At 66.5% G+C, this 26,719-nt stretch carries 26 protein-coding genes, 1 tRNA gene and 3 pseudogenes; 26 read left to right on the top strand and 4 right to left on the bottom strand.

Going from position 1 to position 26,719, the window contains the following annotated elements; genetic code table 11:
* The first annotated feature begins 161 nt into the window (after positions 1 to 161).
* The 18 genes from EF294_RS17370 to EF294_RS17285 all read left to right on the top strand — a co-directional run bounded on the left by EF294_RS17370 (position 162) and on the right by EF294_RS17285 (position 18,557).
* Complete coding sequence (locus EF294_RS17370) at positions 162 to 2,159, top strand: HAD-IIA family hydrolase (protein WP_123932230.1); 1,998 nt, start codon at positions 162 to 164, stop codon at positions 2,157 to 2,159.
* Positions 2,160 to 2,172: 13 nt separating this feature from the next.
* The gene (locus tag EF294_RS17365; protein ID WP_123932229.1) at positions 2,173 to 2,466 is read left to right on the top strand and encodes a hypothetical protein; all 294 of its coding nucleotides are present in this window, start codon (positions 2,173 to 2,175) and stop codon (positions 2,464 to 2,466) included.
* Positions 2,467 to 2,495: 29 nt separating this feature from the next.
* Positions 2,496 to 3,422, top strand: a complete 927-nt coding sequence (locus tag EF294_RS17360; RefSeq protein WP_123932228.1) for a TlyA family RNA methyltransferase — start codon at positions 2,496 to 2,498, stop codon at positions 3,420 to 3,422.
* A gap of 96 nt (positions 3,423 to 3,518) precedes the next feature.
* Positions 3,519 to 4,538, top strand: coding sequence for an NAD kinase (locus EF294_RS17355; protein WP_185091139.1), 1,020 nt, complete (start codon positions 3,519 to 3,521; stop codon positions 4,536 to 4,538).
* A gap of 2 nt (positions 4,539 to 4,540) precedes the next feature.
* Positions 4,541 to 6,289, top strand: coding sequence for a DNA repair protein RecN (gene recN, locus EF294_RS17350; RefSeq protein WP_123932226.1), 1,749 nt, complete (start codon positions 4,541 to 4,543; stop codon positions 6,287 to 6,289).
* Positions 6,290 to 6,384: 95 nt separating this feature from the next.
* The gene (steA, locus tag EF294_RS17345; RefSeq protein WP_123932225.1) at positions 6,385 to 7,572 is read left to right on the top strand and encodes a putative cytokinetic ring protein SteA; all 1,188 of its coding nucleotides are present in this window, start codon (positions 6,385 to 6,387) and stop codon (positions 7,570 to 7,572) included.
* 3 nt (positions 7,573 to 7,575) lie between these two features.
* Positions 7,576 to 8,517, top strand: coding sequence for a copper transporter (locus EF294_RS17340; RefSeq protein ID WP_123932224.1), 942 nt, complete (start codon positions 7,576 to 7,578; stop codon positions 8,515 to 8,517).
* A gap of 181 nt (positions 8,518 to 8,698) precedes the next feature.
* Positions 8,699 to 10,462 (top strand): CTP synthase, encoded by a 1,764-nt coding sequence (locus tag EF294_RS17335; protein ID WP_185091137.1) that lies wholly within the window; start codon positions 8,699 to 8,701, stop codon positions 10,460 to 10,462.
* Positions 10,459 to 11,115: an NUDIX domain-containing protein gene (locus EF294_RS17330; protein ID WP_123932222.1), complete on the top strand. Its 657-nt coding sequence runs from the start codon at positions 10,459 to 10,461 to the stop codon at positions 11,113 to 11,115. The genes EF294_RS17335 and EF294_RS17330 overlap by 4 nt, the downstream gene beginning before the upstream one ends.
* 55 nt (positions 11,116 to 11,170) lie before the next feature.
* The gene (gene xerD, locus EF294_RS17325; protein WP_123932221.1) at positions 11,171 to 12,100 is read left to right on the top strand and encodes a site-specific tyrosine recombinase XerD; all 930 of its coding nucleotides are present in this window, start codon (positions 11,171 to 11,173) and stop codon (positions 12,098 to 12,100) included.
* 131 nt (positions 12,101 to 12,231) lie between these two features.
* Positions 12,232 to 13,197, top strand: coding sequence for a ParA family protein (locus tag EF294_RS17320; RefSeq protein ID WP_123932220.1), 966 nt, complete (start codon positions 12,232 to 12,234; stop codon positions 13,195 to 13,197).
* The gene (locus tag EF294_RS17315) at positions 13,194 to 14,048 is read left to right on the top strand and encodes a segregation and condensation protein A (RefSeq protein WP_123932219.1); all 855 of its coding nucleotides are present in this window, start codon (positions 13,194 to 13,196) and stop codon (positions 14,046 to 14,048) included. Before EF294_RS17320 ends, EF294_RS17315 begins: the two co-directional genes overlap by 4 nt.
* Positions 14,045 to 14,860, top strand: coding sequence for an SMC-Scp complex subunit ScpB (gene scpB, locus EF294_RS17310; protein WP_123932218.1), 816 nt, complete (start codon positions 14,045 to 14,047; stop codon positions 14,858 to 14,860). The genes EF294_RS17315 and scpB overlap by 4 nt, the downstream gene beginning before the upstream one ends.
* Before the next feature lie 3 nt (positions 14,861 to 14,863).
* Positions 14,864 to 15,943, top strand: a complete 1,080-nt coding sequence (locus tag EF294_RS17305) for a pseudouridine synthase (protein ID WP_123932217.1) — start codon at positions 14,864 to 14,866, stop codon at positions 15,941 to 15,943.
* Positions 15,940 to 16,623 (top strand): (d)CMP kinase, encoded by a 684-nt coding sequence (gene cmk / locus EF294_RS17300; RefSeq protein ID WP_123932216.1) that lies wholly within the window; start codon positions 15,940 to 15,942, stop codon positions 16,621 to 16,623. Before EF294_RS17305 ends, cmk begins: the two co-directional genes overlap by 4 nt.
* A 5-nt stretch (positions 16,624 to 16,628) precedes the next feature.
* A complete protein-coding gene (gene der / locus EF294_RS17295) occupies positions 16,629 to 18,077 on the top strand; it encodes a ribosome biogenesis GTPase Der (protein WP_123932234.1) in 1,449 nt (482 codons plus the stop codon).
* A 47-nt stretch (positions 18,078 to 18,124) separates the two neighbouring features.
* The gene (locus EF294_RS17290) at positions 18,125 to 18,391 is read left to right on the top strand and encodes a GlsB/YeaQ/YmgE family stress response membrane protein (RefSeq protein ID WP_123932215.1); all 267 of its coding nucleotides are present in this window, start codon (positions 18,125 to 18,127) and stop codon (positions 18,389 to 18,391) included.
* 92 nt (positions 18,392 to 18,483) lie between these two features.
* Positions 18,484 to 18,557 (top strand) — tRNA-Pro (locus tag EF294_RS17285).
* 444 nt (positions 18,558 to 19,001) lie between these two features.
* On the opposite strand, the gene EF294_RS22230 is transcribed toward EF294_RS17285, so the two are convergent.
* Both EF294_RS22230 and EF294_RS22755 read right to left on the bottom strand, forming a co-directional pair.
* Positions 19,002 to 19,196, bottom strand: a complete 195-nt coding sequence (locus tag EF294_RS22230) for a hypothetical protein (protein WP_246007929.1) — start codon at positions 19,194 to 19,196, stop codon at positions 19,002 to 19,004.
* A 22-nt stretch (positions 19,197 to 19,218) separates the two neighbouring features.
* Positions 19,219 to 19,575 (bottom strand): annotated as a pseudogene (locus tag EF294_RS22755) (low temperature requirement protein A); the annotation flags it as partial.
* A gap of 31 nt (positions 19,576 to 19,606) precedes the next feature.
* Between EF294_RS22755 and EF294_RS17275 the strand changes: the two are divergent.
* The 4 genes and pseudogenes from EF294_RS17275 to EF294_RS17265 all read left to right on the top strand — a co-directional run bounded on the left by EF294_RS17275 (position 19,607) and on the right by EF294_RS17265 (position 21,869).
* The gene (locus EF294_RS17275; RefSeq protein ID WP_123932214.1) at positions 19,607 to 20,206 is read left to right on the top strand and encodes a TetR/AcrR family transcriptional regulator; all 600 of its coding nucleotides are present in this window, start codon (positions 19,607 to 19,609) and stop codon (positions 20,204 to 20,206) included.
* A 117-nt stretch (positions 20,207 to 20,323) separates the two neighbouring features.
* Positions 20,324 to 20,514 (top strand): annotated as a pseudogene (locus EF294_RS22225) (IS3 family transposase); the annotation flags it as partial.
* 85 nt (positions 20,515 to 20,599) lie between these two features.
* A complete protein-coding gene (locus EF294_RS17270) occupies positions 20,600 to 20,863 on the top strand; it encodes a hypothetical protein (protein WP_123932213.1) in 264 nt (87 codons plus the stop codon).
* A gap of 91 nt (positions 20,864 to 20,954) precedes the next feature.
* Positions 20,955 to 21,869, top strand: a complete 915-nt coding sequence (locus EF294_RS17265) for an exodeoxyribonuclease III (RefSeq protein ID WP_123932212.1) — start codon at positions 20,955 to 20,957, stop codon at positions 21,867 to 21,869.
* Between the two features lie 310 nt (positions 21,870 to 22,179).
* Here EF294_RS17265 and EF294_RS22590 read toward each other — a convergent pair.
* Positions 22,180 to 22,377: pseudogene (locus tag EF294_RS22590) on the bottom strand (short-chain dehydrogenase/reductase); the annotation flags it as partial.
* Between the two features lie 201 nt (positions 22,378 to 22,578).
* Between EF294_RS22590 and EF294_RS17255 the strand changes: the two are divergent.
* The 4 genes from EF294_RS17255 to EF294_RS17235 all read left to right on the top strand — a co-directional run bounded on the left by EF294_RS17255 (position 22,579) and on the right by EF294_RS17235 (position 26,203).
* Entirely contained in the window at positions 22,579 to 23,085 is a 507-nt protein-coding gene (locus EF294_RS17255; protein ID WP_246007928.1) for an OsmC family protein, read from the top strand.
* A 157-nt stretch (positions 23,086 to 23,242) separates the two neighbouring features.
* Positions 23,243 to 23,665: a nitroreductase family deazaflavin-dependent oxidoreductase gene (locus EF294_RS17245; protein ID WP_123932210.1), complete on the top strand. Its 423-nt coding sequence runs from the start codon at positions 23,243 to 23,245 to the stop codon at positions 23,663 to 23,665.
* Positions 23,666 to 23,709: 44 nt separating this feature from the next.
* The gene (locus EF294_RS17240) at positions 23,710 to 24,867 is read left to right on the top strand and encodes a GTP-binding protein (protein ID WP_123932209.1); all 1,158 of its coding nucleotides are present in this window, start codon (positions 23,710 to 23,712) and stop codon (positions 24,865 to 24,867) included.
* Between the two features lie 316 nt (positions 24,868 to 25,183).
* The gene (locus tag EF294_RS17235; protein ID WP_123932208.1) at positions 25,184 to 26,203 is read left to right on the top strand and encodes an LLM class flavin-dependent oxidoreductase; all 1,020 of its coding nucleotides are present in this window, start codon (positions 25,184 to 25,186) and stop codon (positions 26,201 to 26,203) included.
* Here the strand turns inward: EF294_RS17235 and EF294_RS21545 are convergent.
* Positions 26,151 to 26,579: a hypothetical protein gene (locus tag EF294_RS21545; RefSeq protein WP_123932207.1), complete on the bottom strand. Its 429-nt coding sequence runs from the start codon at positions 26,577 to 26,579 to the stop codon at positions 26,151 to 26,153. The two genes, EF294_RS17235 and EF294_RS21545, sit on opposite strands and share 53 nt — an antisense overlap.
* Positions 26,580 to 26,719: the final 140 nt, after the last annotated feature.

Genomic DNA, 26,719 nt, shown 5'->3' with positions numbered 1-26,719 from the left:
GTGTGGGAGAGTAGGACACCGCCGAACAACACCTCCGGGATGCCCCGCAACACACCACGTTGCGGGGCATCACCCATATCACCCCACCTCTACATTTGTCGGCGCTGATGTGCCCGGGGTCGGCTCGGCCGTGGCCGTGATGAGGGAATAGATTGGCAACCATGAATGACCGTGACCGCACCCGCGGCCGCCGCCACCGTGCGGAGCGAGCCGATCAGTCGGGCCGCCCTCTCCGCGAGGGTCGGCAACCAACTGATGGACCCAGCGACCCGGCGCTTCCCGAGGACGTTGTCGCCGCCGACCTCGACCCTGATACCCGGCGTGATCTACTTTCTCTGGACAAGGGCACAGCGGAGCGTGTCGCGCGGCATCTGGTGATGGTCGCGGAGCTGCTGTATGAAGATGCCGATCTGGCCCTGGAACATGCGCGTGCGGCTCGGCGTCGCGCGGCGCGCGTGGGTGTGGTCCGCGAGACCGCCGGCGTTGCCGCCTATAACGCCGGTCAATGGCAGGAAGCCATCTCCGAGTTGAGAGCGGCTCGTCGGATCACCGGTAGTTCGGCACTGCTTCCGCTCATCGCCGACGCCGAACGCGGATTGGGACGACCTGAGCGTGCCATCGAGATCGCGCGCAGCGAGGAAGGGCGCGCATTGCGCGATGATGAAGCCACCGAAATGCGCATCGTCGAAGCCGGCGCGCGTCTCGACATTGGGGAGTCCGAGAAGGCGTTGGTGACCCTTCAGCTGGAAGACCTGAGTCCGAGCCGCTCCGGTACCGCTGCGGCTCGTCTGTTCTACGCCTATGCGTCGGCCCTCGAAGCTGCCGGCCGCCTCGATGAGGCGACGACCTGGTTCATGAATGCCTCGGCCGCCGACACCGAAGATGCCACTGACGCTGAGTTCCGGCTGATGGAGATCTCGGTCGGCAGTGGCGAGCCGGATGTCGATCCCGCCCACGACGACCAGCAGGACTCCGGCACCGCCATCGCCGAGCCTGAGCCTGAGCTGCAGCCGCAGCGCGGTCCTCAGTCCCAGTCCGCGTCCGGTAGGTCAGCAAGCGTTGCAGAGCCGGAGCGGGAAGAGGGTCCCGAAATCGCGGTGGTACCGGCCCTCGAAGTCGAGCCGGTTTCCCCAACGCCAGCTCCCGTGCGCGTCGTTGACGCGTATGACGCGTTGTTGCTTGACCTGGACGGCACCGTCTTCGCCGGGACGAGTCCGATACCGGGCGCGCCGGAGACGCTGGAGCGGATTGACGTGACGACGATCTTCGTCACCAACAACGCGAGTAGACGTCCAGAGGCGGTCGCCGAGCATCTTCGGTCGATGGGCTTCACAGTGACGCCTGAACAGGTCGTCACGAGTGCGCAATCGGCAGCCCGGTTGCTCTCCGAACACCTGGAGCCCGGTTCGCGAGCCCTTGTACTGGGCACCGACGGCCTCGCCCAAGAGGTGCGTGAGGTCGGAATCGCCGTGACACGCAGCGCGCACGATCGTCCTCGCGCTGTCATCCAAGGCTTTTCGCCGGAGACCTCGTGGGAGAGCTTGTCGGAGGCGGCTCTGGCGATTCGGGCCGGCGCACTCTGGGTGGCCACCAACGTCGATGCGACTTTGCCGTCCGAGCGTGGCCTACTCGTCGGCAACGGATCCCTCGTCGCAGCGGTCGCCAACGCCACCGGTCAGGAACCGCTCGTTGCCGGAAAGCCGGCTGCGCCGCTCATGGCCGACGCCATCAACCGCAGTGGCGCGCACACCCCACTGGTGGTCGGGGATCGACTCGACACCGACATCCAGGGAGCACATTCGGTGGGCCTCGACAGTCTTCTGGTGCTCAGCGGTGTCAGCACGGCCGCAGATCTTCTCGCCGCACCTCCGCAGCAGCGGCCGACGTTCGTCTGTGCCGATCTGTCGGGAGTTCTCGACCCTGCCGATTCGCTGCGGATCGTCGACAATGACGACTGGCGTATCGAGCAGACCGGCGACACGTTGACGGTGATACCGGTGGCCGAGCCGCCCGCGACGCAGCGGTTGCTGCCGTCACTAGCCGCTCGTGTCTGGGCGCTCGCCGATGCCGACGAGATAGACCTGACGGAAATCCTCATCACCGCCGAGGACCCCGTGGTCCGTCGTGCGCTGGAGGATCTGGGTCTGGGCGCCGAGTGAAGGGACGAGAGCAATGACTTTCTCCGACCACCCCTCCGCGCGGCCTGGCCCGGTGACCGGGCCGACGCCGCAGATGATGCCTGGCGCGAAGCCCGGTGCGGTACTTGCCGAAACCGTCGGTGCCGTCGATCCGGGGTTGGCCGAATCTATCCGGGTGCGGGTGCGTGAACTCCTCGGGCAGGTGGATGACATTCGCGAACAGTCCGGCGAGGCAATCGATTTGGTGGCTTTGGCGCGTCAGACGCAATTGCTCGAGCAAGCGCATGAGGTGCTGACCTCCGCATTGTCAGAGGTGGACCGTCGGTGACCGGGCCAGTACGGCCGAGGCGTCGCTGAGTGGCCGCGCGGGCGCGTCTCGACGCTGAATTGGTACGTCGTGGTATCGCACGCTCACGCGAGCAGGCGCGCGAACTCGTCGAGCGCGGGGCGGTCAAGGTCAACGGCACCATCGCCGCCAAGCCGGCGACCAACGTCGGCCGGGACACACCTATCGTTGTCATCGACGACGACCGCGATGAGTGGGCGTCGCGCGGAGCGCACAAACTCATCGGTGCGCTCAATGCCTTCGAACCGCGGGGCCTGACTGTCACCGGCAAGCGGTGTCTCGACGCGGGCGCATCTACCGGAGGATTCACCGATGTGCTCCTGCGCCGCGCCGCCGCTGAGGTCGTTGCCGTGGACGTCGGCTATGGACAACTCATCTGGCGCCTGCAGAACGATGATCGCGTCGACATCCGCGACCGGACCAACGTCCGCCATCTCACTGCCGAACAGATCGGGGGTGCCGTGGACCTCGTCGTCGCCGATTTGTCGTTCATCTCGCTGGCATTGGTCCTGCCGGCCTTCGTCGCATGTGCGCGCCCCGGGGCCGACATCGTGCCGATGGTCAAGCCGCAGTTCGAGGTGGGTAAGGACCGCGTCGGTTCCGGCGGAGTGGTCCGTGATCACGACCTACGGGTGGAGGCCGTGGTCAAGGTGGTCTCCGAAGCCGCGCGGCTCGGACTCGTCACGCGCGCGGTGACGGCGAGCCCGCTGCCGGGACCGTCTGGCAACGTCGAGTATTTCCTCTGGTTGCAGCGGCCGTCGGGCATGGTGTCGGCGTTGGGCGATAGGGTCGGTAGCCGGGGCGGATCGCAGGTTGAGGGCGAGAGACCGGACGCGGGTCCGGTACCCGATGTCCTCGACCGGAATGCGCTGCAACCGGACGTGAATCCGGACATCATCCAGATGATCACGCAGGCCGTCGCCGACGGTCCGCGCTGATTGCCATCGCGCGAGACGAGAGGAGACCAGGTGGGTAACGCATCGGTCGCGGATTCGGTTGGCACAGGCGGTGCTACCGATACGGCCCGCGGGTCCGTGCGGGCCGGTTCCGCCCATCGCGAGTTCCTCGTCGTCGCGCATACCGGCCGCGAGACCGTCACCGATACCATCGCCGCGATCGCCCGGCATTGCGCAGAGGGCGGTGTGGCGTTACGGGTCATCGATCACGACACCCACGTCGATCCCGACCCGGCGAGCGAGGCCCGGGCCTACCCACAGTCGGTGGCCGATACCGGCCCGATCCCGCGACCACCGGAACGCAACCCCCTCGATCCCGGGCATTTGCGAGAACTCGGTGCACAGGTGGAGGTGACCTCGGGCGACCCCGATTCGGCGGAGGGATGCGAGATCGTCATCGTGCTCGGCGGCGATGGCACCTTCTTGCGGGCCGCCGAGCTGGCCTACCCCGCAGGTGTCCCGGTCCTCGGAATCAACTTGGGCCACATAGGATTCCTCGCCGAGGGCGAGGCGAACCGTGTCGATGAGGTGATGGCACAGCTCGTCTCCGGGGACTATCGGGTCGAACCGCGGATGACACTCGACGTCAGCGTGATCGACCCTGCCGACACCGAGGGCACCCCTCAGACCAGCTGGGCACTGAACGAGGTCGCGATTCTCAATCGCACCAGCACCGGCGTGCTCGAACTGATCACCGAGGTCGACGGGCGTCCGGTGTCGGGTTTCGGTGCCGACGGCGTCCTGGTGTCGACGCCGACCGGCTCCACCGCCTACGCGTTTTCCGCGGGCGGACCGGTGATGTGGCCCGACCTCGAGGCAATCCTGGTGGTGCCGAGCAATGCTCACGCATTGTTCGCCCGACCCATGGTGACCAGTCCGCGATCCCGGATCGCGGTGGAGGTCGACAAGCTCGGCCGCTCCGGTTTCGCCTTGTGTGACGGCCGGCGACGACTCGACGTGCCCTCCGGTGCGCGCGTCGAGGTTGTGCGCAGCGATCGATCGGTGCAGTGGGTGCGGATTGACTCCGATCCCTTCGCCGATCGCCTCGTCCGAAAGTTCGATCTGCCGGTCACGGGCTGGCGGGGGAGGCAGGCCTAGGGGTGCTCGAAGAACTGTCCATCGCCGGCCTCGGCGTCATCGACGGGGCGTCGGCGCAGTTTCCTCCCGGTTTCACCGCGCTGACTGGTGAAACCGGCGCGGGCAAGACCATGATCGTGACCAGCCTGCGTCTGCTGGCCGGCGGCCGCGCCGACGCCGGGCGGGTTCGCTCCGGTGCCGCGAAGGCAACGGTCGAGGGGCGCTTCCGCGTCGCCGATCCCGATCAGGGGCCCGATGGCGAGGTGGCCGACCTCCTCGAGTCCGCCGGCGCCGACCTCGACGACGACGGCACCGTCATCGCGATCCGCACCGTCAACGCCGACGGCCGATCCCGCGCCCATCTCGGCGGACGTTCGGTTCCGGTGGGTACGTTGGGCAAACTTGTCAGCTCGGTGCTGACCGTGCACGGTCAGAACGATCAGCTACGACTGCTACGACCCGACCGTCAGCGCGTTGCGCTGGACAGCTTCGCAGGAGCGAAGGCGGTCAAAGCGCTCGTGGCCTATCGCAGTGCACGAGCCGAGTGGCTGGCAATACTCGACGAACTCGACGAACTCCGCGCCAACTCCCGCGGACTCGCTCAGGAGGCCGACCGACTGCGCTTCGGGATCGACGAGATCGCAGCGGTCGACCCACAACCCGGGGAGGACTACTCCCTCGCCGACACCATCCGCCGCCTCACCGATCTCGAGTCGATCCGGTCCGCCGCATCGGGTTCGCACGAGATCGTCGCCGGCGAGTCGGGGTCGGTGATCGAGGGCCTCGGCCAGATGCGCTCGATGCTCGAGACGGCCGCCGACGATGAGCTCAAACGTCTCGCCGGCCGCGTCGGCGAAACACTGACGGTTGTCACCGACATCGGCGACGAACTCACCGCGTATCTGTCGGCGCTACCGACCGACGCCGATTCCCTCGACCAATTGCTCTCGCGCCAGGGTGAAGTGAAGTCGCTGATACGCAAGTACGCCCCCGACATCGACGGGGTGATCGACTGGCGCATGCAGGCACAGACGCGACTCGAGCAGATCGAGGACCCCCAGGGCAGCGTCGAAGAGCTCGAGCGGCGCGCCACCGCGGCGGCCGAGGTCGTCGCCGACGCCGCGGCCACCCTGCATCGCATTCGTGCGAAGGCGGCCACAACGATGGCCGGCAAGGTGTCCAAGGAACTCGCCGGTTTGGCGATGGGGGACTCGACGCTGTCGGTCGAGGTCGGACTCGAATCCGCCGATGCCGACGACCGGCTGGCCATCGAGGTCGACGGGCAGCGAGCACACGCCGGCGCCGACGGCGCCGACCGCGTCGAATTCGCCCTGGTTCCGCACAAGGGTGCCCGCCCGCTGCCCATCGCGACCTCGGCCTCCGGCGGTGAGCTGTCACGAGTGATGCTCGCTCTCGAAGTCGTTCTCGCCGAACCGACTTCGGGCTCGGTGATGGTGTTCGACGAGGTCGACGCCGGAGTGGGCGGGCGCGCCGCGGTGGAGATCGGGCGTCGTCTGGCCCGGCTGGCGCGTGCCCATCAGGTCATCGTCGTGACCCATCTCCCGCAGGTCGCTGCGTTCGCCGACAACCACCTCGTCATCGGCAAGAGCACGAGTAAGGGCGCGGTGCAGACGAGTACCGTGCGTGCGCTCGAGCGCGACGAGCGGATCGCCGAACTCGCCCGGATGCTCGCCGGACTCGGGGAATCCGATACGGGCAAGGCGCACGCCGAGGAACTCCTGACAACTGCTGAGACAGAAAAGGGCTCCTGAGTCGTTCGGTGTTCTTGATGCTTGTGTGACAAAAGTTGCCATTGTTGCGGCGCGCCTCCCGCAGTCAATGCGCGGGGCGGTCAATCATTGCCGTCATGAAGATGCCTGCACTGCTCGCGCGGAACACCGAAGAACTGCCTGGCGTCATTGGTATCGCCAGAATCGACAAGAACACCAAACGCCTCCTCGCACGTGTGGGGCCGGGTGATATTGCGATCCTCGACGAGGTCGATCTCGATCGCGTGACCGCCGATGCGCTTGTGGAGGCGAACGTCGTCGCTGTCGTCAACGCATCCCCGTCGATCAGCGGCCGGTACCCGAATCTGGGTCCCGAGGTGCTGGTGGCCTCCGGCATCGTGCTGCTCGACGACGTCGGCCCGGAGGTCTTCAAGCGGGTCAAGGACGGCGCCAAGCTCCGCGTCCACGATGACCGTCTGATGGTTGGGGACCGGCGTATCGCGCGCGGCACCACGCTCGAGGAGCACGACATTGCGAGCATGATGATCGACGCCAAGACCGGACTGGTTGACCATCTGGAAGCCTTCTCCGGCAACACGATCGAATTCATCCGCAGCGAGTCGCCACTTCTGATCGACGGTGTCGGCGTGCCCGATGTCGACATATCCCTGTCCGGCAAGCATGTGGTCATCGTCGCCGACGGACCCGATCGCGGGACCGAACTGCGTTCACTCAAGCCGTTCATCAAGGAGTACTCACCGGTTCTCGTCGGCGTGGGTGCAGGCGCCGACACCCTGGTGAAGGCGGGGTACAAACCGGCGATCGTCGTCGGCGACCCGGACCAGATGAAGGCGGCGACGCTGCGGTGTGGTGCGCAGGTCGTGCTGCCCGCCGACACCGACGGACACGCCCCTGGCCTCGAACGCATCCAGGACCTCGGCATCGGTGCGACGACCTTCCCGGCCGCCGGAACCGCGGCCGATCTCGCGTTGCTGCTCACCGACTTCCATGGCGCCGACCTCATCGTCACCGCCGGCTACGGCGGCTCCCTCGACGACTTCTTCGACCGCTCGCGTCGTGAGTCGACGCCGTCGACGTTCCTGACCCGGCTCAAGGTCGGACCCAAACTGGTCGACGCCAAGGCGGTCGCGACGCTGTATCGCAGCCGGGTGTCCGCCGCGGCGATAGCCTGCGTCATTCTTGCCGCGCTGGTTGCCATCATCGCCGCGGTGATGCTCTCGAGCGCGGGACCGGAGATCGCCGATTGGGCTGTGGCCCAATGGAACCACTTGTTCGAGTGGGCTCGGGGAGTCTGGAACAGGTAGGGCATGATTTCTCTACGCCAGCACGCCATCTCGTTGGTGGCGGTGTTTTTGGCCCTCGCGCTGGGGTTGTTCCTCGGCTCGGGGTTCGTGGGCGATCGCGTCAATTCCCTGACCGGTACAAGTCGCGACCGGATCGGCGACCTCGAGCAACAGCGCGACGGTCTCAACGATCAGGTGAACGCCGCGAACAGCTTTGACGCCGCGATCGCTCCGCGGCTGATCGCCGATCAGCTCAAGGGGCACTCCGTTATCGTCGTCACCACGCCCAACGCCGCCGACTCCGACGTCGACGCCGTCAAACAGTCGCTGTCGACTGCGGGTGCAACGTTTTCCGGGCAGCTCGGCCTCACCGACAAGCTCGTGCGCGACGACAGCGCCGAACAGGTCCGCACCATCGTCGACCAGACGATTCCCCCGGGTGCGACACTGCGTGCGGAACTGACCGACTCGGGCTCACGGGTCGGGGATCTGTTGGGGACCTTGGTGATGCACCGCAGCGATCAGAACGCTGCCGCGGTCGCCGATAGGCAAACTGGGCTGCAAACCCTGCGCGACGGCGGGTTCCTGACCTATGTCGACAACGCGATCCGGCCCGCCGATCTGGTGGTGTTCGTCTCCGGTGGCGCGCTGCCTGAGAACTCCGGCGCCGATGGGCAATTGGTTGCCCGGCTGGCCGCCGCGATGACCGCCCGTGCGCAGGGCGGTGAACTCCTCGGTCGCAGTGGTTCGGCAACGGGCGTGTCGCCGATTGCGGTGATCCGTTCGGACCCGGCGTTGCGCAATGTGATCACGACGATCGACAACGTCGATGCGCAGACCGGCCTGATCACCACCGTTCTGGCGCTCGAGGAGGAGAGCCAGGGTCGCTCTGGTTCCTTCGGCTCCGGCCCGGGGGCGACAGCGATCACCGTCGGCGCGCAGCCGGCCCAGTCACAACCGGGCTGAGCGGTCCACGCGCAGCGCACCACACGCGCGAGTCGTCGCCCACCATCCCACGTCCGCCGCGACACGCGGGCTTGTCCGCCCGTCGGTGTCGTGGCAGGCATGAGGCGGCTGTGGTGTTACCCTGGAGTCCCGTAGGTGAGCAGGCTTTGATGACCTGATCCGGCCGACGGGAGAAACGGTTTTGCGACCACTGCGTGTTCATACGGGCACCAAACATATTTTCGTGACGGGCGGAGTCGCCTCGTCCCTGGGTAAGGGCTTGACCGCCTCGAGTCTCGGTCAGCTCCTCACGGCTCGCGGTCTGCGGGTCACTATGCAGAAGCTTGATCCCTACCTGAACGTCGATCCGGGAACGATGAATCCGTTTCAGCACGGTGAGGTCTTCGTCACCGAGGACGGCGCGGAAACCGATCTCGACGTCGGACACTACGAGCGCTTCCTCGACCGCAACCTGTCGCAGTCGGCGAATGTGACCACCGGACAGGTGTATTCGAGCGTCATCGCCAAAGAGCGGCGCGGCGAGTACCTCGGCGAGACGGTGCAGGTGATCCCGCACATCACCGACGAACTCAAGTCGCGGGTCCTCGCGATGCGTGAGCCCGGCGACGACGGCGAGGCTCCCGACGTGGTGATCACCGAAATCGGCGGCACCGTTGGCGACATCGAGTCGCTGCCGTTCATCGAGGCCGCCCGCCAGATCCGTCACGACGTGGGACGCGACAATGTGTTCTTCCTGCATGTGTCGCTGGTGCCCTATCTCGCGCCGTCGGGTGAGCTCAAGACCAAACCCACCCAGCATTCGGTGGCTGCCTTGCGCAACGTCGGCATCCAGCCCGATGCGCTGATCCTGCGGTGCGACCGCGACGTCCCCGAAGGTCTCAAGAAGAAGATCGCGCTGATGTGCGACGTCGACATCGAGGGCGTCATCTCCACACCCGACGCGCCGTCGATCTACGACATCCCCAAGGTGCTGCACAGCGAGCAACTCGACGCATATGTGGTCCGCAAACTCGGGCTGCCCTTCCGTGACGTGGACTGGACCGAATGGGGTGAGTTGCTCAATCGGGTGCACGACCCACGGGAGACCGTACGAATCGCGTTGGTGGGCAAGTATGTCGACCTGCCCGACGCCTACCTGTCGGTGACCGAGGCAATCCGAGCCGGCGGCTTCGCATGGCGTGCGCGCACCGAGATCACATGGGTGCCTTCGGACGAGTGCGCCACATCGCAGGGTGCGCAGGCCGCGCTCTCCGATGTCGACGGAGTGCTCATCCCGGGAGGCTTCGGGATCCGCGGCATCGAGGGCAAGGTCGGCGCGATCAGCTATGCCCGCCGTCGCGGTATCCCACTACTCGGGCTGTGCCTGGGCTTGCAGTGCATCGTCATCGAGGCGGCGCGCTCGGTAGGACTCGACCATGCCAGTTCCGACGAATTCGATCCGGACACACCGCATCCGGTGATCTCCACGATGGCCGACCAGCACGATGCCGTCGCCGGCGAGGCGGATCTGGGCGGAACGATGCGTCTCGGTGCGTATCCGGCGATCCTGAAAAAGGGTTCGGTGGTCGCCAAGGCATACGGAACCACCGAGGTCTCCGAGCGTCACCGCCACCGCTACGAGGTGAACAACACCTACCGCGACACCATCGCCGAGTCCGGGCTGGTGTTCTCGGGGACCTCGCCCGATGGGCATCTCGTCGAATTCGTCGAGTACCCGCCCGAGGTGCATCCGTTCCTGGTGGCCACCCAGGCACACCCAGAGCTGAAGAGCCGGCCGACGCGACCACACCCGCTGTTCCGGGCATTCATCGATGCCGCACTGAAATACAAGGCAGCCGAACGGCTTCCGGTGGATCTGGGCGACTACGACGCGCCGCAGGCCGGGAGTGGCCAGTCCCAGGTCGCGACCGCCGAGTCCGTCGACGCCGGAGGCGATCGGGCTTGACAGGCACCTCCGGTGGCGCCGGAACCCACGACTTCGGGGTCTGTGGTTCACGCCTGGTGTACGAGGGAGCGATCCTCGCGTTACGAGTCGACGAGGTCGTGATGCCCGGTGGCCGAATCGCCGAGCGTGAGGTCGTCGAGCATTTCGGCGCGGTGGCCGTCGTGGCCCGCGACGAGCAGGGTCGGATTGCCATGCTCCGCCAATACCGGCACCCGATTGGGCGCCGTCTACTCGAACTGCCCGCCGGGCTGCTCGACCAGGGCGGTACCGAAACGGCGGTGGACGCCGCCCGGCGTGAACTGGCCGAAGAAGCCGACCTCGCCGCTGATCGGTGGCGGGTGTTGGTCGATCTCGATCTGTCACCGGGTTTCACTGACGAAGCGTTACGCCTGTACCTCGCCGAGGGTGTGCACACGCTCACTGCTGCCGAGCGCAGTGATGAGGAAGCCGACATGTCGATCGAGTGGATCTCCACCGACGAGGCGGTCCGCAAGGTGTTCGCCGGCGACATCGTGAACGCGACCAGCGTCGCGGGCATCCTGGCCGTGGCGGCGGCCGATCGCGGCGAGGTCACGTTGCGGCCGGTGGATGCGCTCTGGCGCGATGAGCCGAGTGCCTTCCGCTCCCGACGCGAGCGGGGCGAGCACCAGTAGCCCTCGATCGGCGGGCCGGGGGTCGGGGAGTGGGATCGGGGAGCGAGGAGTCGGCATGACCGAGCAAGAGGGCATCGACGCGGCGATCACCCGCTACCTCGATCACCTGACCGTCGAACGCGGCGTTGCGGCGAATACACTGAGTTCCTACGGTCGTGACCTAGGACGGTATCGCCAGTATCTGCGTGCGCGGAAGATCGACGACCTCGCCGACGTGGCCGAGGCAGATGTTCGCGAGTTCCTCGTCGCGTTGCGCAGAGGTGCCCCGGAATCCGGGGAACGACCGCTCGCGGAGAGTTCGGTGGCGCGAACCCTGGTGGCCACCAGAGGTTTTCACAAGTTTGCCGCGGAGGAGGGGCTCGTCGCCGCCGACGTTGCCCATGCGGTACGCCCGCCGAGCCCCGTCCGCCGGCTGCCCAAAGCGTTGTCGGTGAGCGACGTTGAACGCATCCTGGACGCCTCCGGAGCCCCCGATCACGCACGCGCGCTCCGTGATCGGGCACTGCTGGAACTGCTCTACAGTTGCGGCGCCCGCATCTCCGAGGCCACCGGGCTCGATCTCGACGACATCGACACCGACACCCGGGCGGTGCGGTTACACGGCAAGGGGGGCAAGGAGCGGGTGGTTCCCGTCGGCGGGCCGGCCATCGATGCTCTCGAGGCATATCTGGTGCGCGGACGTCCGACGCTCGTGCGCAGGTCGACCGCTGCACTGTTCCTCAACGCCCGCGGGGGTCGGCTCACCCGTCAGGGCGCCTGGCAGGTGTTGGTGTCGGCGGCGGAGCGCGCCGGACTCGAAGGCGCTGTGTCGCCGCACACCCTGCGGCACAGTTTCGCCACCCATCTTCTCGATGGCGGAGCCGATGTTCGCGTGGTCCAGGAGCTTTTGGGACATGCGTCGGTGACGACGACACAGGTCTACACACTGGTGACGGTGAACACGATGCGCGAGGTGTACGCGACTGCGCACCCGCGGGCGCGGTAGGGCCCGGTCGGCGACGAACGCTCATGGTTGCGGCGATGCTCCACGGGATCGTCGGCGCGACCCACTAGGCTTTGGGGGAGGTCCGGGCCGAAACGGCCGGGCCGAGACGACAGAAAGGGGGCTGTACAGCGGTGAGTATCTCGAGCACCCGGCGACCCAGCGCCCACTTCGACGACCAGTACCGTCTCGAGGTTCCCAGCGGCGCGGACATCGACGAGACCGATCACCGCACCCCCCGGGTCCCGGCTGACGATCAGATCGGTCCCACCGGCCGTCCCTACCGTCCTGTTCCCGAACCGACCCAGCTCGATCGGCATGGTCCGGCGACGGTCATCGCGGTCTGTAACCAGAAGGGCGGGGTCGGCAAGACCACCTCGACGATCAATCTGGGTGCGGCCCTCGCCGAGTACGGTCGCCGCGTGCTGCTGGTCGATCTCGACCCACAGGGCGCGCTGTCGGCGGGTTTGGGTGTGCCGCATCACGAACTCGATGAGACCGTCTACAACCTGCTCGTGCCGCCGCACGCACCCACCGACGAGGTGCTGATGCGTACCCGGGTCGACGGTCTGGACCTGCTGCCCAGCAACATCGACCTCTCGGCCGCTGAGATTCAACTGGTCACTGAGGTTGGCCGTGAACAGGCTCTGGCTCGTGCGCTGCATCCAGTCCTCGATCGCTACGACGTCGTCCTCATCGACTGCCAGCCATCGCTGGGCCTGCTCACCGTCAACGCCCTGGCATGCGCCGACACAGTGCTGATTCCGATGGAGTGCGAGTATTTCAGCCTGCGCGGGTTGGCGTTGCTCACCGACACCATCGAGAAGGTCCACGATCGCCTCAACATGCGCCTGGACGTTGGCGGAATCCTGGTGACCATGTTCGATGCCCGCACCCTGCATTCCCGAGAGGTGATGGCGCGAGTCGTCGAGGTGTTCGGCGACAAAGTGTACGACACCGTCATCGCCCGCACCGTCCGCTTCCCGGAAACCAGTGTGGCGGGCGAACCAATCACCTCGTGGGCGCCGAAATCTGCTGGAGCACAGGCTTATCGGGCTCTGGCCCGAGAGGTCATCGCGCGCAACGTCAAGCAGGCATGAGCGAACCGAGCGACGTCGGCGAGGTAGATGCTGCGACTGACTTGGGCCCGGCTGAGCCGGACGGCGGCTTTCGCGTTCGTTTGGCAAACTTCGAAGGCCCCTTCGATCTGCTGCTCAACCTGATCAGTCAACATCGTCTCGACGTGACCGAGGTGGCGCTGCACGAGGTGACCGACGACTTCATCGCCTACACCCGGGAGATGGGGCCGGAGTTGGGGTTGGAGCAGACCACCGAATTCCTCGTCGTGGCCGCCACGCTGCTCGATCTCAAGGCCGCCCGGCTGCTGCCGTCCGGGGAGGTCGACGATCCCGAGGATCTCGCGCTGCTCGAGGCGCGCGACCTGTTGTTCGCCCGGCTCCTGCAATACCGTGCATACAAGCAGGTCGCGGCGCTGTTTGGCGAGCTGGAAGCCGCTGCACTGCAACGGTATCCGCGTGCGGTGTCGTTGGAGGAGCGGTACGCCGATCTGCTGCCCGAGGTAACGATGGGGGTCACGCCCGGAGGGTTCGCCGAGGTCGCCGCGGCGGCGTTGCGGCCGCGGCCGATACCCACCGTGGGGCTCGACCACCTGCACGACTCACACCAGGTGTCGGTCCCGGCGCAGGCGCAACGGATGGCGGGGCTGTTGGCCCACAGCCCCGCCGGCGAAGGGCTGACCTTCGGTGAGCTCGTCGCCGACTGCGCCAACGCGCTGGAGGTGGTCGGCAGTTTCCTGGGCTTGCTCGAACTGTTCCGGGAACGCGCGATCACGTTCTCCCAGCCCGAGGCGCTCGGTGACCTGCGGGTGCTGTGGTCGGGTGAGCGTGAGGTGGACGATCTGAGTTTCGACAAGGCGGAGGACTACGGATGACCGAGCCGCACGACGCACTCGCCCCGGAGCGGGCAGCCGACGAGCAAGGACACGGGGACCCTGCACACGGCGAACATGAACACGGGGGCGACACACCCGAGGGCACCCCAGAGCCCGGCCAGGGCGCCCTTGGCGTCGCCACCGACGAGAGCGTCGCCGACGCGGAACTTCGGTCCGCACTGGAAGCCCTGCTGCTCGTCGTCGACACACCGGTGACCTCCGACGAACTGGCGAACGCGATCGGCGTCGACGCGCTGCGGGTCCGGGAGATGCTCAACGAGATGTCGGCGGAGCTGACCTCGGCGCACAGTGGAATCGATCTGCGCTTCGCCGGGGACGGCTGGCGGTACTACACCCGAGCCGACTACGCGCCCTACGTCGAGCGGCTGCTGCTCGACGGTGCGCGCTCGAAACTGACCCGCGCAGCGCTGGAAACCTTGGCGGTGATCGCCTACCGGCAGCCCGTTTCGCGGGCGCGGGTCAGCGCGATCCGCGGGGTCAACGTCGACGGTGTCATCCGCACCCTGGTGGCGCGCGGACTTATCAACGAGGTCGGAACCGATCCCCAGACCACCGCCACCACCTACGGCACCACCGAATTGTTCCTCGAACGACTCGGCCTCGCCTCACTGGAGGAACTGCCCGATCTCGCACCCCTGCTGCCCGACGTCGACCTCATCGACGACCTCGACGAGGAACTCAGCTCCGATCCCCGATTCGCCAAACTCGCGGGTAAAGCGTCAGACTCAGAGGGGGCACCCGACGAATCATCGCCGATCGGCGTCGCCGACGACCTCGAGAATCAGGACTGAGATATGGCAACCGCTGGCCGGGACGGCACACCGGGACGACGCAGGACAGACAAGAACAGCAAGACGGACAAGAACGGTAGGGCCGACAGAAACGCCGCGCCGCGCGGCAAGACCACCAGCGACGGTTCGCGGGCAGGCAACGCCGCGAGCGGTCAGCGCGGTGGCAAGCCTACGGGCAAGGGCGCCGGCGGCGCGGGTGCCCAGCAGTCGGCACACGCCAAGAAGCGGCACCGCAAGGGGAGTTCGCAACCGGATGTGAACGCCGGTCGAATCCGCCTGAACAATGCTCGTCCCGCACGGCATCAGAGCCCGACGCCCGACGTCGAGGAACAGGGCGCCACCTATGTCGCCGACGGGGTGCGCCTGCAAAAGGTGCTCGCGCAGGCAGGTGTGGCCTCGCGGCGCGGCGCCGAGGAGCTCATCGCCGCCGGGCGTGTCGAGGTCGACGGCGAGATCGTCACCGAGCAGGGTCTGCGGATCAATCCCGACACCGCGATCATCCGGGTCGACGGTGCCCGGGTCATCATCGACGAGACACGTCAGTACCTCGCGCTGAACAAGCCCAAGGGCTGGCAGTCCACGATGTCCGACGACCAGGGGCGCCCCTGTGTCGGCGACATCGTCGCCGAGCGGGTCATGTCGGGTCAACGACTCTTCCACGTCGGCCGGCTCGACGCCGACACCGAAGGTCTGTTGCTGCTCACCAACGACGGTGAATTGGCCAACCGTCTGATGCATCCGTCCTACGAGGTGCCCAAGACCTATTTGGCCTGGGTGCGTGGTGAGGTGCCCCGATCGTTGGTGCGCACGCTGCGTGACGGGGTCGAACTCGACGACGGGCCGGTCGCTGTCGACGGCTTCACGATCCTCGGCGTGCACCAGGGCGAATCCCAGGTCCGAATTGTGTTGCACGAGGGTCGGAATCGGATCGTCCGTCGGCTGATGGAGGAGGTCGGATTCCCGGTGCAGGCGCTGGTGCGGACCCACATCGGCACCGTGGCCCTCGGCGAACAGCGGCCGGGAAGTCTGCGGGTCCTCGGACGTGACGAGGTCGGTGCGCTGTACAAGGCGGTCGGCCTGTGAACGGCGGCGTGATTGCGATCGACGGTCCCGCCGGAACCGGCAAGTCGACTGTGTCGAAGTTGTTGGCGCACAAGGTGGGCGCGCACTATCTCGACACCGGCGCGATGTATCGCGCGGCCACTCTCGCGGTACAGCGGGCCGGGGCGGATCCCGCCGACGCCGATGCGGTGGCGGCAGCGGTCGAGGCCGCGGACATCGCCTTGCGTCCCCACGGCGACGGCTCATCGCGGGTCTTTCTCGACGGTGCGGACGTCAGCGGTCCGATTCGCTCCGATGTGGTCACCGCCGCCGTCTCCGCGGTGTCGGCGGTCCCGGCCGTGCGAACCAAACTCGTTGCGCTGCAACGCCGCCAAGCCGAATCGGAGCTGCTGGTCATCGAGGGTCGAGACATCGGCACCGTGGTGTTCCCCGATGCCGCGATCAAGATCTTCCTCACCGCATCACCCGAGGCGCGGGCCGAACGCCGGCACCGGCAGAACCTCGCCGCGGGACGGCCCAGCGACCATGCCGAAGTCCTTGCCGCGGTGAACCGACGCGACCATCTCGACTCGACCCGTGCGGTGTCCCCGCTGCGGCAGGCCGATGATGCGGTGCTGGTAGACACCAGCGACATGACCCTGGACCAGGTTCTCGACCGGTTGGTCGAACTGGTCCGCGCACGGATCGGAGTTGCCTCGTGACCGACATGTCCGACGCCCCCGGCGGCACGGCCGACGCGCTCGCCCTGCCCGGCGACGGTACCTGGAGCGACGAAACCGAGTGGGATCTCAGCGACTTCGACGACATCGAGGAGTTCGGTGAGACCGAACGCGTGCCCGAGGTGGCTATCGTCGGTCGCCCGAACGTCGGCAAGTCGACCCTGGTGAACCGTATCCTTGGCCGCCGCGAGGCCGTCGTCGAGGACATCCCCGGCGTTACTCGTGACCGCGTCTCGTATTCGGCGACGTGGTCGGGCCGACGGTTCACCGTCGTCGACACCGGCGGTTGGGAACCGGATGCGAAGGGCCTACAGCAAGCGGTGGCGGCGCAGGCCGAACTCGCGATGCGCACGGCCGACGTGATCGTGCTCGTCGTCGACGGGACGGTCGGGGCCACCACGACCGACGAGGCCGTAGCCCGTACGCTGCGCCGATCGAAGACCCCGGTCATTCTGGTGGCCAACAAGATCGACAGTGAGCGGCAGGAGGCCGAGGCGGCCTCACTGTGGTCTCTGGGACTCGGTGAGCCACACCCGGTGTCGGCGGCGCACGGTCGAGGCGCCGGCGATGTCCTCGACGTTATCCTCGAGCGGCTGCCGCATACGCCGCGGGAGGACGCGGGTATCCGGCTTGGCGGGCCGCGCCGGGTCGCGCTCGTCGGGAAACCGAACGTCGGCAAGAGTTCGCTGCTGAACAAGCTCGCCGGGTCGGAACGCTCGGTGGTCGACAATGTCGCCGGTACCACCGTTGATCCGGTGGACGAGCTGATCGAGCTCGACGGCAAGACGTGGCAATTCGTCGACACCGCGGGTCTGCGGCGCAAGGTCCGCACGGCCAGCGGTCACGAGTACTACGCATCGTTGCGGACGCGGTCGGCGCTCGACGCCGCCGAGGTGGCGATTCTGTTGATCGATGCCTCCGAGCCCATCACCGAGCAGGACCTGCGTGTGCTGTCGATGATCATCGACTCCGGTCGAGCGCTGGTGATCGCGTTCAACAAGTGGGATCTGGTCGACGAGGACCGTCGGTACACCCTCGACAAGGAGATCGACCGGGAACTCGCGCGGGTGCCATGGGCGCGGCGGGTCAACATCTCGGCGATGACGGGCCGAGCCGTGCAGAAGCTGGTGCCTGCGCTCGAAGGCGCCCTCGACTCGTGGGACAAGCGGATTTCGACAGGGCCGCTGAACAATTGGCTCAAGGAGGTCATCGCGGCCACCCCACCGCCGCTGCGCGGCGGACGTCAACCGCGGGTCATGTTTGCCACCCAGGCCGCGGTGCGGCCACCCACATTCGTGTTGTTCACCACCGGATTCCTCGAGGCCGGCTATCGCCGCTTCCTGGAGCGCAGACTGCGCGAGCAGTTCGATTTCGATGGTTCGCCGGTGCGGATCAACGTGCGGGTGCGCGACAAGAGGGATCGCCGCAAACGCTGACCAGTCGGGTCCGAGATTGCCGGATTGCCCTGTGACATACTCCTTTCGTGCTCATCTTGGCAATCATCGTGTTCGGAATGGTCATCGGCGCTCTCGCCCAACTGCTCATCGGCGGCAAGAACATGTGGAACATCGACTGGGGTCTCGCGATCGTCGCGGGTCTGGTCGGATCGTTCGTCGGTGGACTCCTGATCAGCTTGATCTCGGGTGACGGGCTCAACTTCCGTCCCAGCGGGATCATCGGGTCGTTGATCGGCGCACTGATCGTGACCGGCGGTTGGGTCTGGTATAAGAAACGCTCTGCCGCTTCCTGATCAGTGCCCTGACCAGCCGATTGGCTCCCCGGGCGGATCGTCGGCTAGTCTCATTTACGCCCTGATGACGAGAGCTTCTCGGATCACGGCAACGGGCTGTGGCGCAGTTTGGTAGCGCACTTGACTGGGGGTCAAGTGGTCGCAGGTTCAAATCCTGTCAGCCCGACATTGAGAACCGCCTCTTCGGAGGCGGTTTTCTGCATTTCCGGCGTCTCTATTTCAGGCACTGCCGGACGCGTTGACGACCATTCTGACGACCAATGCACCGGTGCCGAGCGGTCTCTTTCGGTGCCATTCGGTGCCGATCCGGACTTGCGCCGCCGCGTCGGCGCGGGGGGAGTCGGGCGCGCAGCGCTCTCAGGATCGGGATCGTGCACGCTCGCTGGGAGCGGCACGGTGGTTGCGACGCATAGTCGCATCGGCGACTACATATCCCACGATCACCCAGATGCGCACCATTTCCCGGCGCGCGCTTCGCGACGTGCCCGAGAACCTTATCGCTACGGGCCTGACACCGACCGGCCGGCGGCCGCTGCGAGGCCGTGATCGACGGCTACCTCTAGGTCAACTTTGGCCGTCATCGCGGCCGGCCGCCGAAGTCGCCGCCGTGTCAGGCATGGGCCTGCCGTGACGGCAGGCGGCGGTGTTCGGCTGCCTCCACTGCAACGATCACAGCGGCAATCAGCGCGGTGGTGACCAGCGCGGGCGCATGCGGACCCGCGCCGATCCCTAGCGCCACGATGGCCGTCAGTCCCGCCAGGCGGGTGCCCACGAGCCGCCCGGTGGACCGGTAGTTGCCAATCACGAAGGCCCATGTGCAGCGCTGGCCCGAGGGGGAGTGCGACGGACGCCAAGCCGTGCAGTGCTTCGGTGGGATGCAGTACCGACTCTTCTACGCCCACGGCAAACACCACGATTCCCGCGATGATGGGGCGGTGGCCGAGCGTGTACAGGTCGCGTGCCAAGTTGCTACGCCGCCGCAGGACCGTATCGCTCACCAGCCGCGATTCGGTGGCGTGCTGAACCCAGTCGAAGTAGCACCACCACAGGCCACCCACGACGCAGAACGCAATGGCGCCGATAGCGGCGACCGGGGCGGTGAGGCCAGTGTCCGAAGCTGTGGGGCCGATCGCGATCACTGATTCGCCTAGCGCGATGATTACGATGCAATACGCGACTGTCACGTAATGTAGGCGGTATGCGAGGGGCGAGCTAGTGCGGGCTAAGACCGGTAGGCCACGCGACGATGCGATCGACGACGCAGTTCTCGACGCGGTGCTGTCAAACTTGGCCCGCGACGGTTACGCCGGACTCTCGCTGGCCGCGGTCGCGGCGCAGGCAGGCACCACCCGGCCCGCCATCTATCGACGCTGGCCCGACAAGGAGTCGCTAGTCATCGACGCCGTCGAGCGGCTGGCCACTGTTGACGCGCCGCCGGTGTCGGGTGATCCGTTCGACGATCTGGTGGCCGAGATGGAGCATTTTCGGCATTGCATCAGCGAAGCTGGCTCGTTGCCGCTGGCCGGTCTAATGCTCGGCGAGGGCATCGATCCGCCGCTGCGCGAGAAGTACCACCAGGCCGTGGTTGCCCCGCGTCGCAAGCGTATTCGAGGATGCTTCGAGCGCGCGATCGAGGATGGGATGCTCCCCGCCGAGACCGATCTCACGATCGCGAGCTCGGTACTCACCGGCTCCTGGTACGCGCTCATGCTCGCTGGCGTACAGCCGCCGCGCGACTGGGCGCGCCGCGTGGTGACCGTGGCGTGGACGGGGTGTGCGGGCCAGGGTCCACGGCAGGACGACCGTCATCGTTAGCTGGGTGCGCACAGCAGTCATCGAGTTGGATCTTGAAACTGCGAAACATTGCCAGCCGACATCTGCGAATATGCTGATCTCTCCGCCTACGGTGATCGACCCCTGCCTCACTGTCAATGGCGGGTCATCTCGACCAAGTACACACCGTTGGTGACCCGTGTCGTCGAGCAAGCCATGTCAACACGACGATGGGCGTATTCGGTGTCACCACAACAGGAGTGGTTCATCACTCGGATGTGGGCGGTCAGGGCACATCGTTGGCGTTCGCCCAGGCGCTGCGTGACCCGCAGATCACCGGCTCGATCGGCCTAACCAAGGCCTCTACTTGATGACCCAGGACGATTCAACCGAGTAGCGTGGGCGCAGCCGCGGACTCGTTGACCAGAGCGTTGGATGAGTTGGTGCCGTGGTTGGGCAGCGCACCGCCCGATCGCGGCGGTCACCGAATTCATGCGGGTGGCCCGGCGGACGGTGGCGCGGGTGGTTGATGAGCATTTGGCGGGCGTCGATCGCTTCGATGGGCTGATCAAGATCGGTATCGATGAGATTGCCCACCGCAAGGGGCACCGCTACCTCTCCGAGCGGGTTCGCGCGATCGCGTCGGCGAGCGGCGTGCTACGTGCGCTACTGCTCGGCGAAATCGGCGTAGGTCGATAATGCCTCGGGCATCGCACTCGGTGGCATTTCGTTCATCCTGTACGACTCCTGGCCTCGGCCACGTGATATAGCCCAGGGTAGTGTGCCCGCTGTGTCCGATCCACCTGGTGGTCACGGGGCCGACTCCGTGTTCACGGTTGCCACCTTCAATCTCAACGGCATCCGTGCCGCGCGCCGCCGTGGATTCGACGAGTGGCTTGCCTCCCGGTCACCGGATGTCGTGGCGCTGCAGGAATTGCGGTGTCCAGCATCGGAGATCGGCGATTTTCCCGGATACTCGGTTGCGGCCGACGTCGGATCGATCGCCGGCCGTAACGGGGTGGCCGTACTGACCAGGCGTCCGGGCACCGCGGTGCGCACCTGGGTGACCCACCCGCCCACAGCGCGCGGTCTCGGTGAATTCGCCACACACGGTCGGTACCTCGAGGTCGACCTCGCCGACCAGCCGATCACCGTGGCCTGCCTCTACCTACCGAAAGGTGGACTTCCTGCACACCGGCAGCGGCCCGGCTCGATGCGCGAGCGGCCCGATGGCGGCCAGAAGTACGAACGCAAACAACGATTTCTCGCGGCATTCGGCCGAGAGTTGGACCGCAGTCGTCGTGCTGCGCTCCGCGCGGGCCGTGACTTCCTGCTCGCAGGGGATCTCAATATCGCCCACACCCAGCACGACGTGACGAACTGGCGCGCTGCCCGCTCGATGGATGGATTTCTTCCCGAGGACCGTGAATGGTTCGAGTCGATTCTCGGGACGCGGCGCCTGGTCGACGTGGTGCGACGAGTGCACGGAGCGCGGCCGGGCCCATTGACCTGGTGGAGTTGGGCAGGGGCATCGTTTGCCAAGGATGTGGGCTGGCGAATCGATCACCAACTCGCTACGCCCCGACTCGCCGCATGTGCAACCCAGGTGGCAGTCGACAAGGAACTGTCGGCCGCGCAACGACTTTCCGACCACGCCCCACTCGTGGTGACCTATCGCATGCACGTCTGCTCCGATCCCGCATAGGTCGCGTCCACAGCCCTGCGCCCGGATCGCTGCGCCTGGACCGGAACTCGCCTCGGCTCCGGCGATGAGTGCTGTGGCACAGGGGAATTCGATACTCGCATATTCGCCACCGGGCGTCCGGATTGACGACACACACGCTGAGTCAGGACTGTTCCTCGGTGTGATCCCCTCGGTGAAGGATGGGGCCTGGTGCCGTCTCGGTCGTGGACGAGACCGGCGAGCGGGTGGCCGGTGACTGCGCCTGCTCTCTCGACGCCACGCTGGGCTCCACGATGCTGTACCTGGACGGAGTGTTTCGTGTGTTCCAACGGTAGGTTTCGATGAGGTTGGCGAGGGCGTAGAGGTTGCGTGCTGTCGCCGCAACGCGATCGCCGCGATGGAGCGCCGCCATCGCCCACTATCGGCCGTAGCCGCGTGAGCTTGCGGTGATGAAGCAGACCCTGCCGCCATCGGTGTTCATGGCCTGGTCGCTCGTCTCGGCACCGCCGTCCTCCGGACTACTCGGGATAATCCTCAGGTCGTTGGATGGGAATGCGTTGGACGGGCTTGGCTCCTGCGTCGTTGAGCGCACACAGCCTTGACATCAACGACTCCGCGCCGCAGGCATTCCTCGGGTGGCCGGGGTTGCGATCACCGCGGCCACAACGCTCGCCGGCTGTCGTCCCGGCAACAAAGGTGGGTGATGACTGCCATCGACCCTGGAGGACCCATGACCGCCACCATCCGCACCACCGTTGTCCCGTTCGTCCTCACCGCAGCGGGAACCGGTGTGGCACAGCACCTCGTCAGCGAGGGGCCGGTGTCACATGAATTCGACACCGATGCCTATCCGGCGTTCGGTGGGCGCGATGCCGCGCCGAGCCCGCTGTTCTATGCACTCGGAGCCCTGACCTCGTGCAACCAGGTGACCGCATCCCTGGTTGCCAAGGACTTGGGAATCTCGCTCGGCGCGTTCGACTTTCGGGTGCAAGGCGACCTGGACACCGCGGTGCTGGTAGCCGGGGCGGACGGTAACGCCAACTTCACCTCGGTCGCCGTGCAGGCAACGGTGCAGACCGACGCCGACGCAGACACGTTCGCCGAGTTCGTGTCGGAGGTCGAGCGGCGCTGCCCGGTCAGCCAGCTGTTCATCCGGAGCGGACTCGAATTCCGCAACGAGTGGACGAACGCTCCCCTGACCGAGCGACCCCTGACCGAGCGACCCCTGACCGAGTGACCCCTGACCGAGTGACCCCTGACCGAGTGACCCCTGACCGAGTGACCCCTGACCGAGTGACACTGTCGATGGACGGACACCGGCCGATCCGTCAACGACCGGTCGCCGGTGATGCGCGGGTGGAAATACCCGGCGGGTCCGGTGCGTTGGCCGGTTCATGAGCGATGAACCAGAACTGAGTCCGACCGATTGGGTGCGCGGGCAGACCGCGACGATCCTGGAGCAGGGAACGACCGACGGGGTCCAGGTGGCCGGCCGGCCGGTCGTGCTGTTCACCACCACCGGAGCGAAGTCGGGTAAGAAGCGCTATGTGCCGCTGATGCGCGTGGAGGAGAACGGCCGGTACGCAATGGTCGCCTCCAAGGGCGGGGCGCCCGAGCATCCCGCTTGGTATCACAACGTCAAGGCGCACCCACGGGTGAGGGTGCAGGACGGCGAGAAGGCCGCCGAGTTCACCGCACGCGAGGTCAGTGGGGACGAGCGGGAGCACTGGTGGAATCTGGCCGTGGCCGCATTTCCGCCCTATGCCGAGTACCAGACCAATACCGACCGACTGATCCCGGTGTTCGTTCTGGAGTGACACCCCCGTGGGCATCCACTATTGGAAACAATTATCATTAGTGGGTGTCCACCTCTGTTACACCCCAGCTTCCCGTCACGGTCCTGTCCGGCTTCCTCGGTTCCGGTAAGACCACCCTGCTCAATACCTTGCTCGCCAACCGCGAGGGCAGGCGCATCGCCGTCATCGTCAACGACATGAGCGAGATCAACATCGACGCCTCGCTCATCGACCTCGGCGGTTTTGATCGCACCGAGGAGCGCATGGTCGAACTCACCAACGGGTGTATCTGCTGTACCCTGCGCGAAGACCTCATCGATGCGGTCGGTGATCTCGCCCGGGCGGGTCGATTCGATCATCTCGTCATCGAATCGACCGGCATCTCCGAGCCCATGCCCGTTGCGGCAACCTTCGACTGGGTTTTCGAGGACGGCTCCTCATTGGCCGACCAGGCCGTCCTCGACACGATGGTGACCGTCGTCGACTGCTCGACCTTCCTCACCGAACTTGCGCGTGGTGAACGCCTCGACGACCGCGACCTGCAAGCGGGCGACGGGGACGAACGCACGATCGCCGATCTCCTCGTCGACCAGGTCGAATTCGCCGACGTGGTGATCCTCAACAAGACCGACCTGGTTGGTGCCGATCAGCTCGGCCGCGTCGAGGCGACGGTGCGCCGACTCAATCCGCGCGCCCAGGTCATCGTCACCACCCACGGCGAGGTGGCACTGGACCGGGTGATCGGCACGGGTCTGTTCGACCACGAGGCCGCAGCGTCGGTGGCCGGCTGGGACGACGAACTCCTCGGCGGCCACGTGCCCGAGACCGAGGAGTACGGAATCGGTTCGGTGGCGTTCCGCGCCGAGCGGCCGTTTCATCCGGCGCGCCTCGCCGAAGCTCTCGACGAACTCCGAGGAGTGTTGCGCAGCAAGGGATTCTGCTGGATCGCGAGCCGACCCGACATTCTTGCGGTCTGGTCGCAGGCGGGCCCGAACCTCATTATCGAACCCGCACAGTACTGGACGCCGCCCGAACACGACCCGCTTGCCGGGCCGGGTCAGGAGCTGGTCTTCATCGGGATTCATCTCGACAAGCGCCAACCCGTGCGCCTCCTGCAATCGGCATTATTGACCGACCGCGAGATGCGCGCCGGACCCGAGGCGTGGGTCGGCTACCCGGATCCGCTGCCGCGCTGGAACATTCCCGCGCAACACCACCACTGACGGCCGACGGCGTCACGGTACGCACTATGTCACGGATGCCGCCTCAGCCGATCGACACCATCGTGATGTTGCGGAACTACGGTCGAGCCGATCGCACCCCCCGTCGAGATCAGCCACAGGACTCAGCGGCGGGGGACACCACTGTCAGACGACGATCATCCCGCCGTCGACGAGCGCCGCCTGGTCGGTCATGTAGCCGGAGTCCGGACCCGCCACGAGCAGTCGTGTATCGAGGGAACTGTCACCATTTCACACTCTCACGGGGCCGAAGCTCTCGGGCCGTGCTCACACGCCGGAGTGCGGCATACTGAGAGCTATGCCGACGATGGATCGACCCCTGCGCTCGCTGGGCTTTCTCACGATTGGGTCGTTCGACGAGGCCGATCCGACGGCCGGGCACCGCGCCACCCTCGACATCATCGAGCGCGCCGAGGACCTCGGCTTCGACACCGTGTGGTTGCGTAACCGGCACCTGCAGTACGGGATCTCCTCGCCGGTCGCGATGATGGCCGCGGCAGCCATGCGTACCAGTCGAATTCAGCTCGGCACCGCGGTGATCCCGCTCGGCTGGGAGAATCCGCTGCGACTGGCCGAAGACCTCGCGACCGTCGATGTGTTGTCCGGAGGACGGGTCAATCCCGGTGTTTCCGTAGGTACTCCGATGCGCTTCGACGACGTCAAGGCTGCGCTGTACCCGGAAACCCACGACCTCGAGAACTTCTCCAAGGATCGGGTCGTCCGCCTGCTGTCCTGTCTGCGTGGCGATCCCGTGAGTGACTTCGAGGGCGTCGTCGGCATCGAATCGTTCTCACGGCGGGTGCAACCACACGCGCCGGGGCTGGCCGACCGGGTGTGGTATGGCGGTGGACGCGAGTCGGCGATCTGGGCGGGGGAGCAGGGACTGAACTATCTGACCTCGTCGGTGGTCACCACCGAGGGTACCGCCGCGCGCGATTTCGCGACCATTCAGGCCGAACACATTGATGCCTACCTGGCCCATCATCGAGACCCGGCGTCGGCGCGCGTGTCACAGGGACTCGTCGTCATACCCACCGACACAGCGAGTCCCGAACAGATCGCCCGGTATCGGGCTTACGCCGAGGTCCGCCTGCCCCGCACCCTCACCCCGCAGGGGCCGCGCGGCATGCTCTTCTCCCCGGACCTCGTCGGCCCCTCGGAGGAACTCGCCGAGATTCTTTACCAGCACAAGGGTTTTAGGCGTGCTGACGAGGTGGCGTTCGCTCTGCCGTTCAGCTTCGCCGACGACGACTACCGGCAGATCATCACCGATATGGCACAGCGCCTCGGGCCGGCGTTGGGATGGACACCGGGGTGAGGTGACTCACGGTGTGAGACCCACACCGTGTGCCGACGAGCACGCCCACCAGCTTCTCGGTCAAGGACAGGCGCGCCGCTGCCTCGTCGGTCGGCGTCCGCCCGGGGTCGATCACACGGGTCCTCAGCACGGTCGACGGATAGATCCCCGGGTCGTGTAGGAAATGCCGTGCTCCCTCGCGCCGAATGTATCTGTCCGCAGGGTTGTTCCGGTGCCAGAGCAGGTCATCGGTGATGGTCTGCGCGAGCCCGGGCTCGTCGTCGGGGCCGCTGACGGTGAGGACCGGGTCGGCCCCGATGACCTCGGCGGCGATCACCGCGTGGGGTAGGACGTCATGAGCGAGGCCTACCTCGTAGGCGGGACGCGCTCGGAGCACGGTCGGACGATGCGCGGCGACGTCGCGACAACCGTCAGGCTTTCTGCACCAGCGGTGGCATCAATTCCCATGTTCCGACCGTTCACGCAGGCCTCGACCCGGACCTCACATGGTTGCTCCGGCGGGATGCACATGTCGTC

Source organism: Gordonia oryzae, from assembly GCF_003797185.1.
GTDB classification, from domain to species: Bacteria; Actinomycetota; Actinomycetes; order Mycobacteriales; family Mycobacteriaceae; genus Gordonia; species Gordonia oryzae.
Note: the sequence above shows the minus strand (reverse complement) of the source record. Positions and strands in the feature narration are given on the sequence as shown.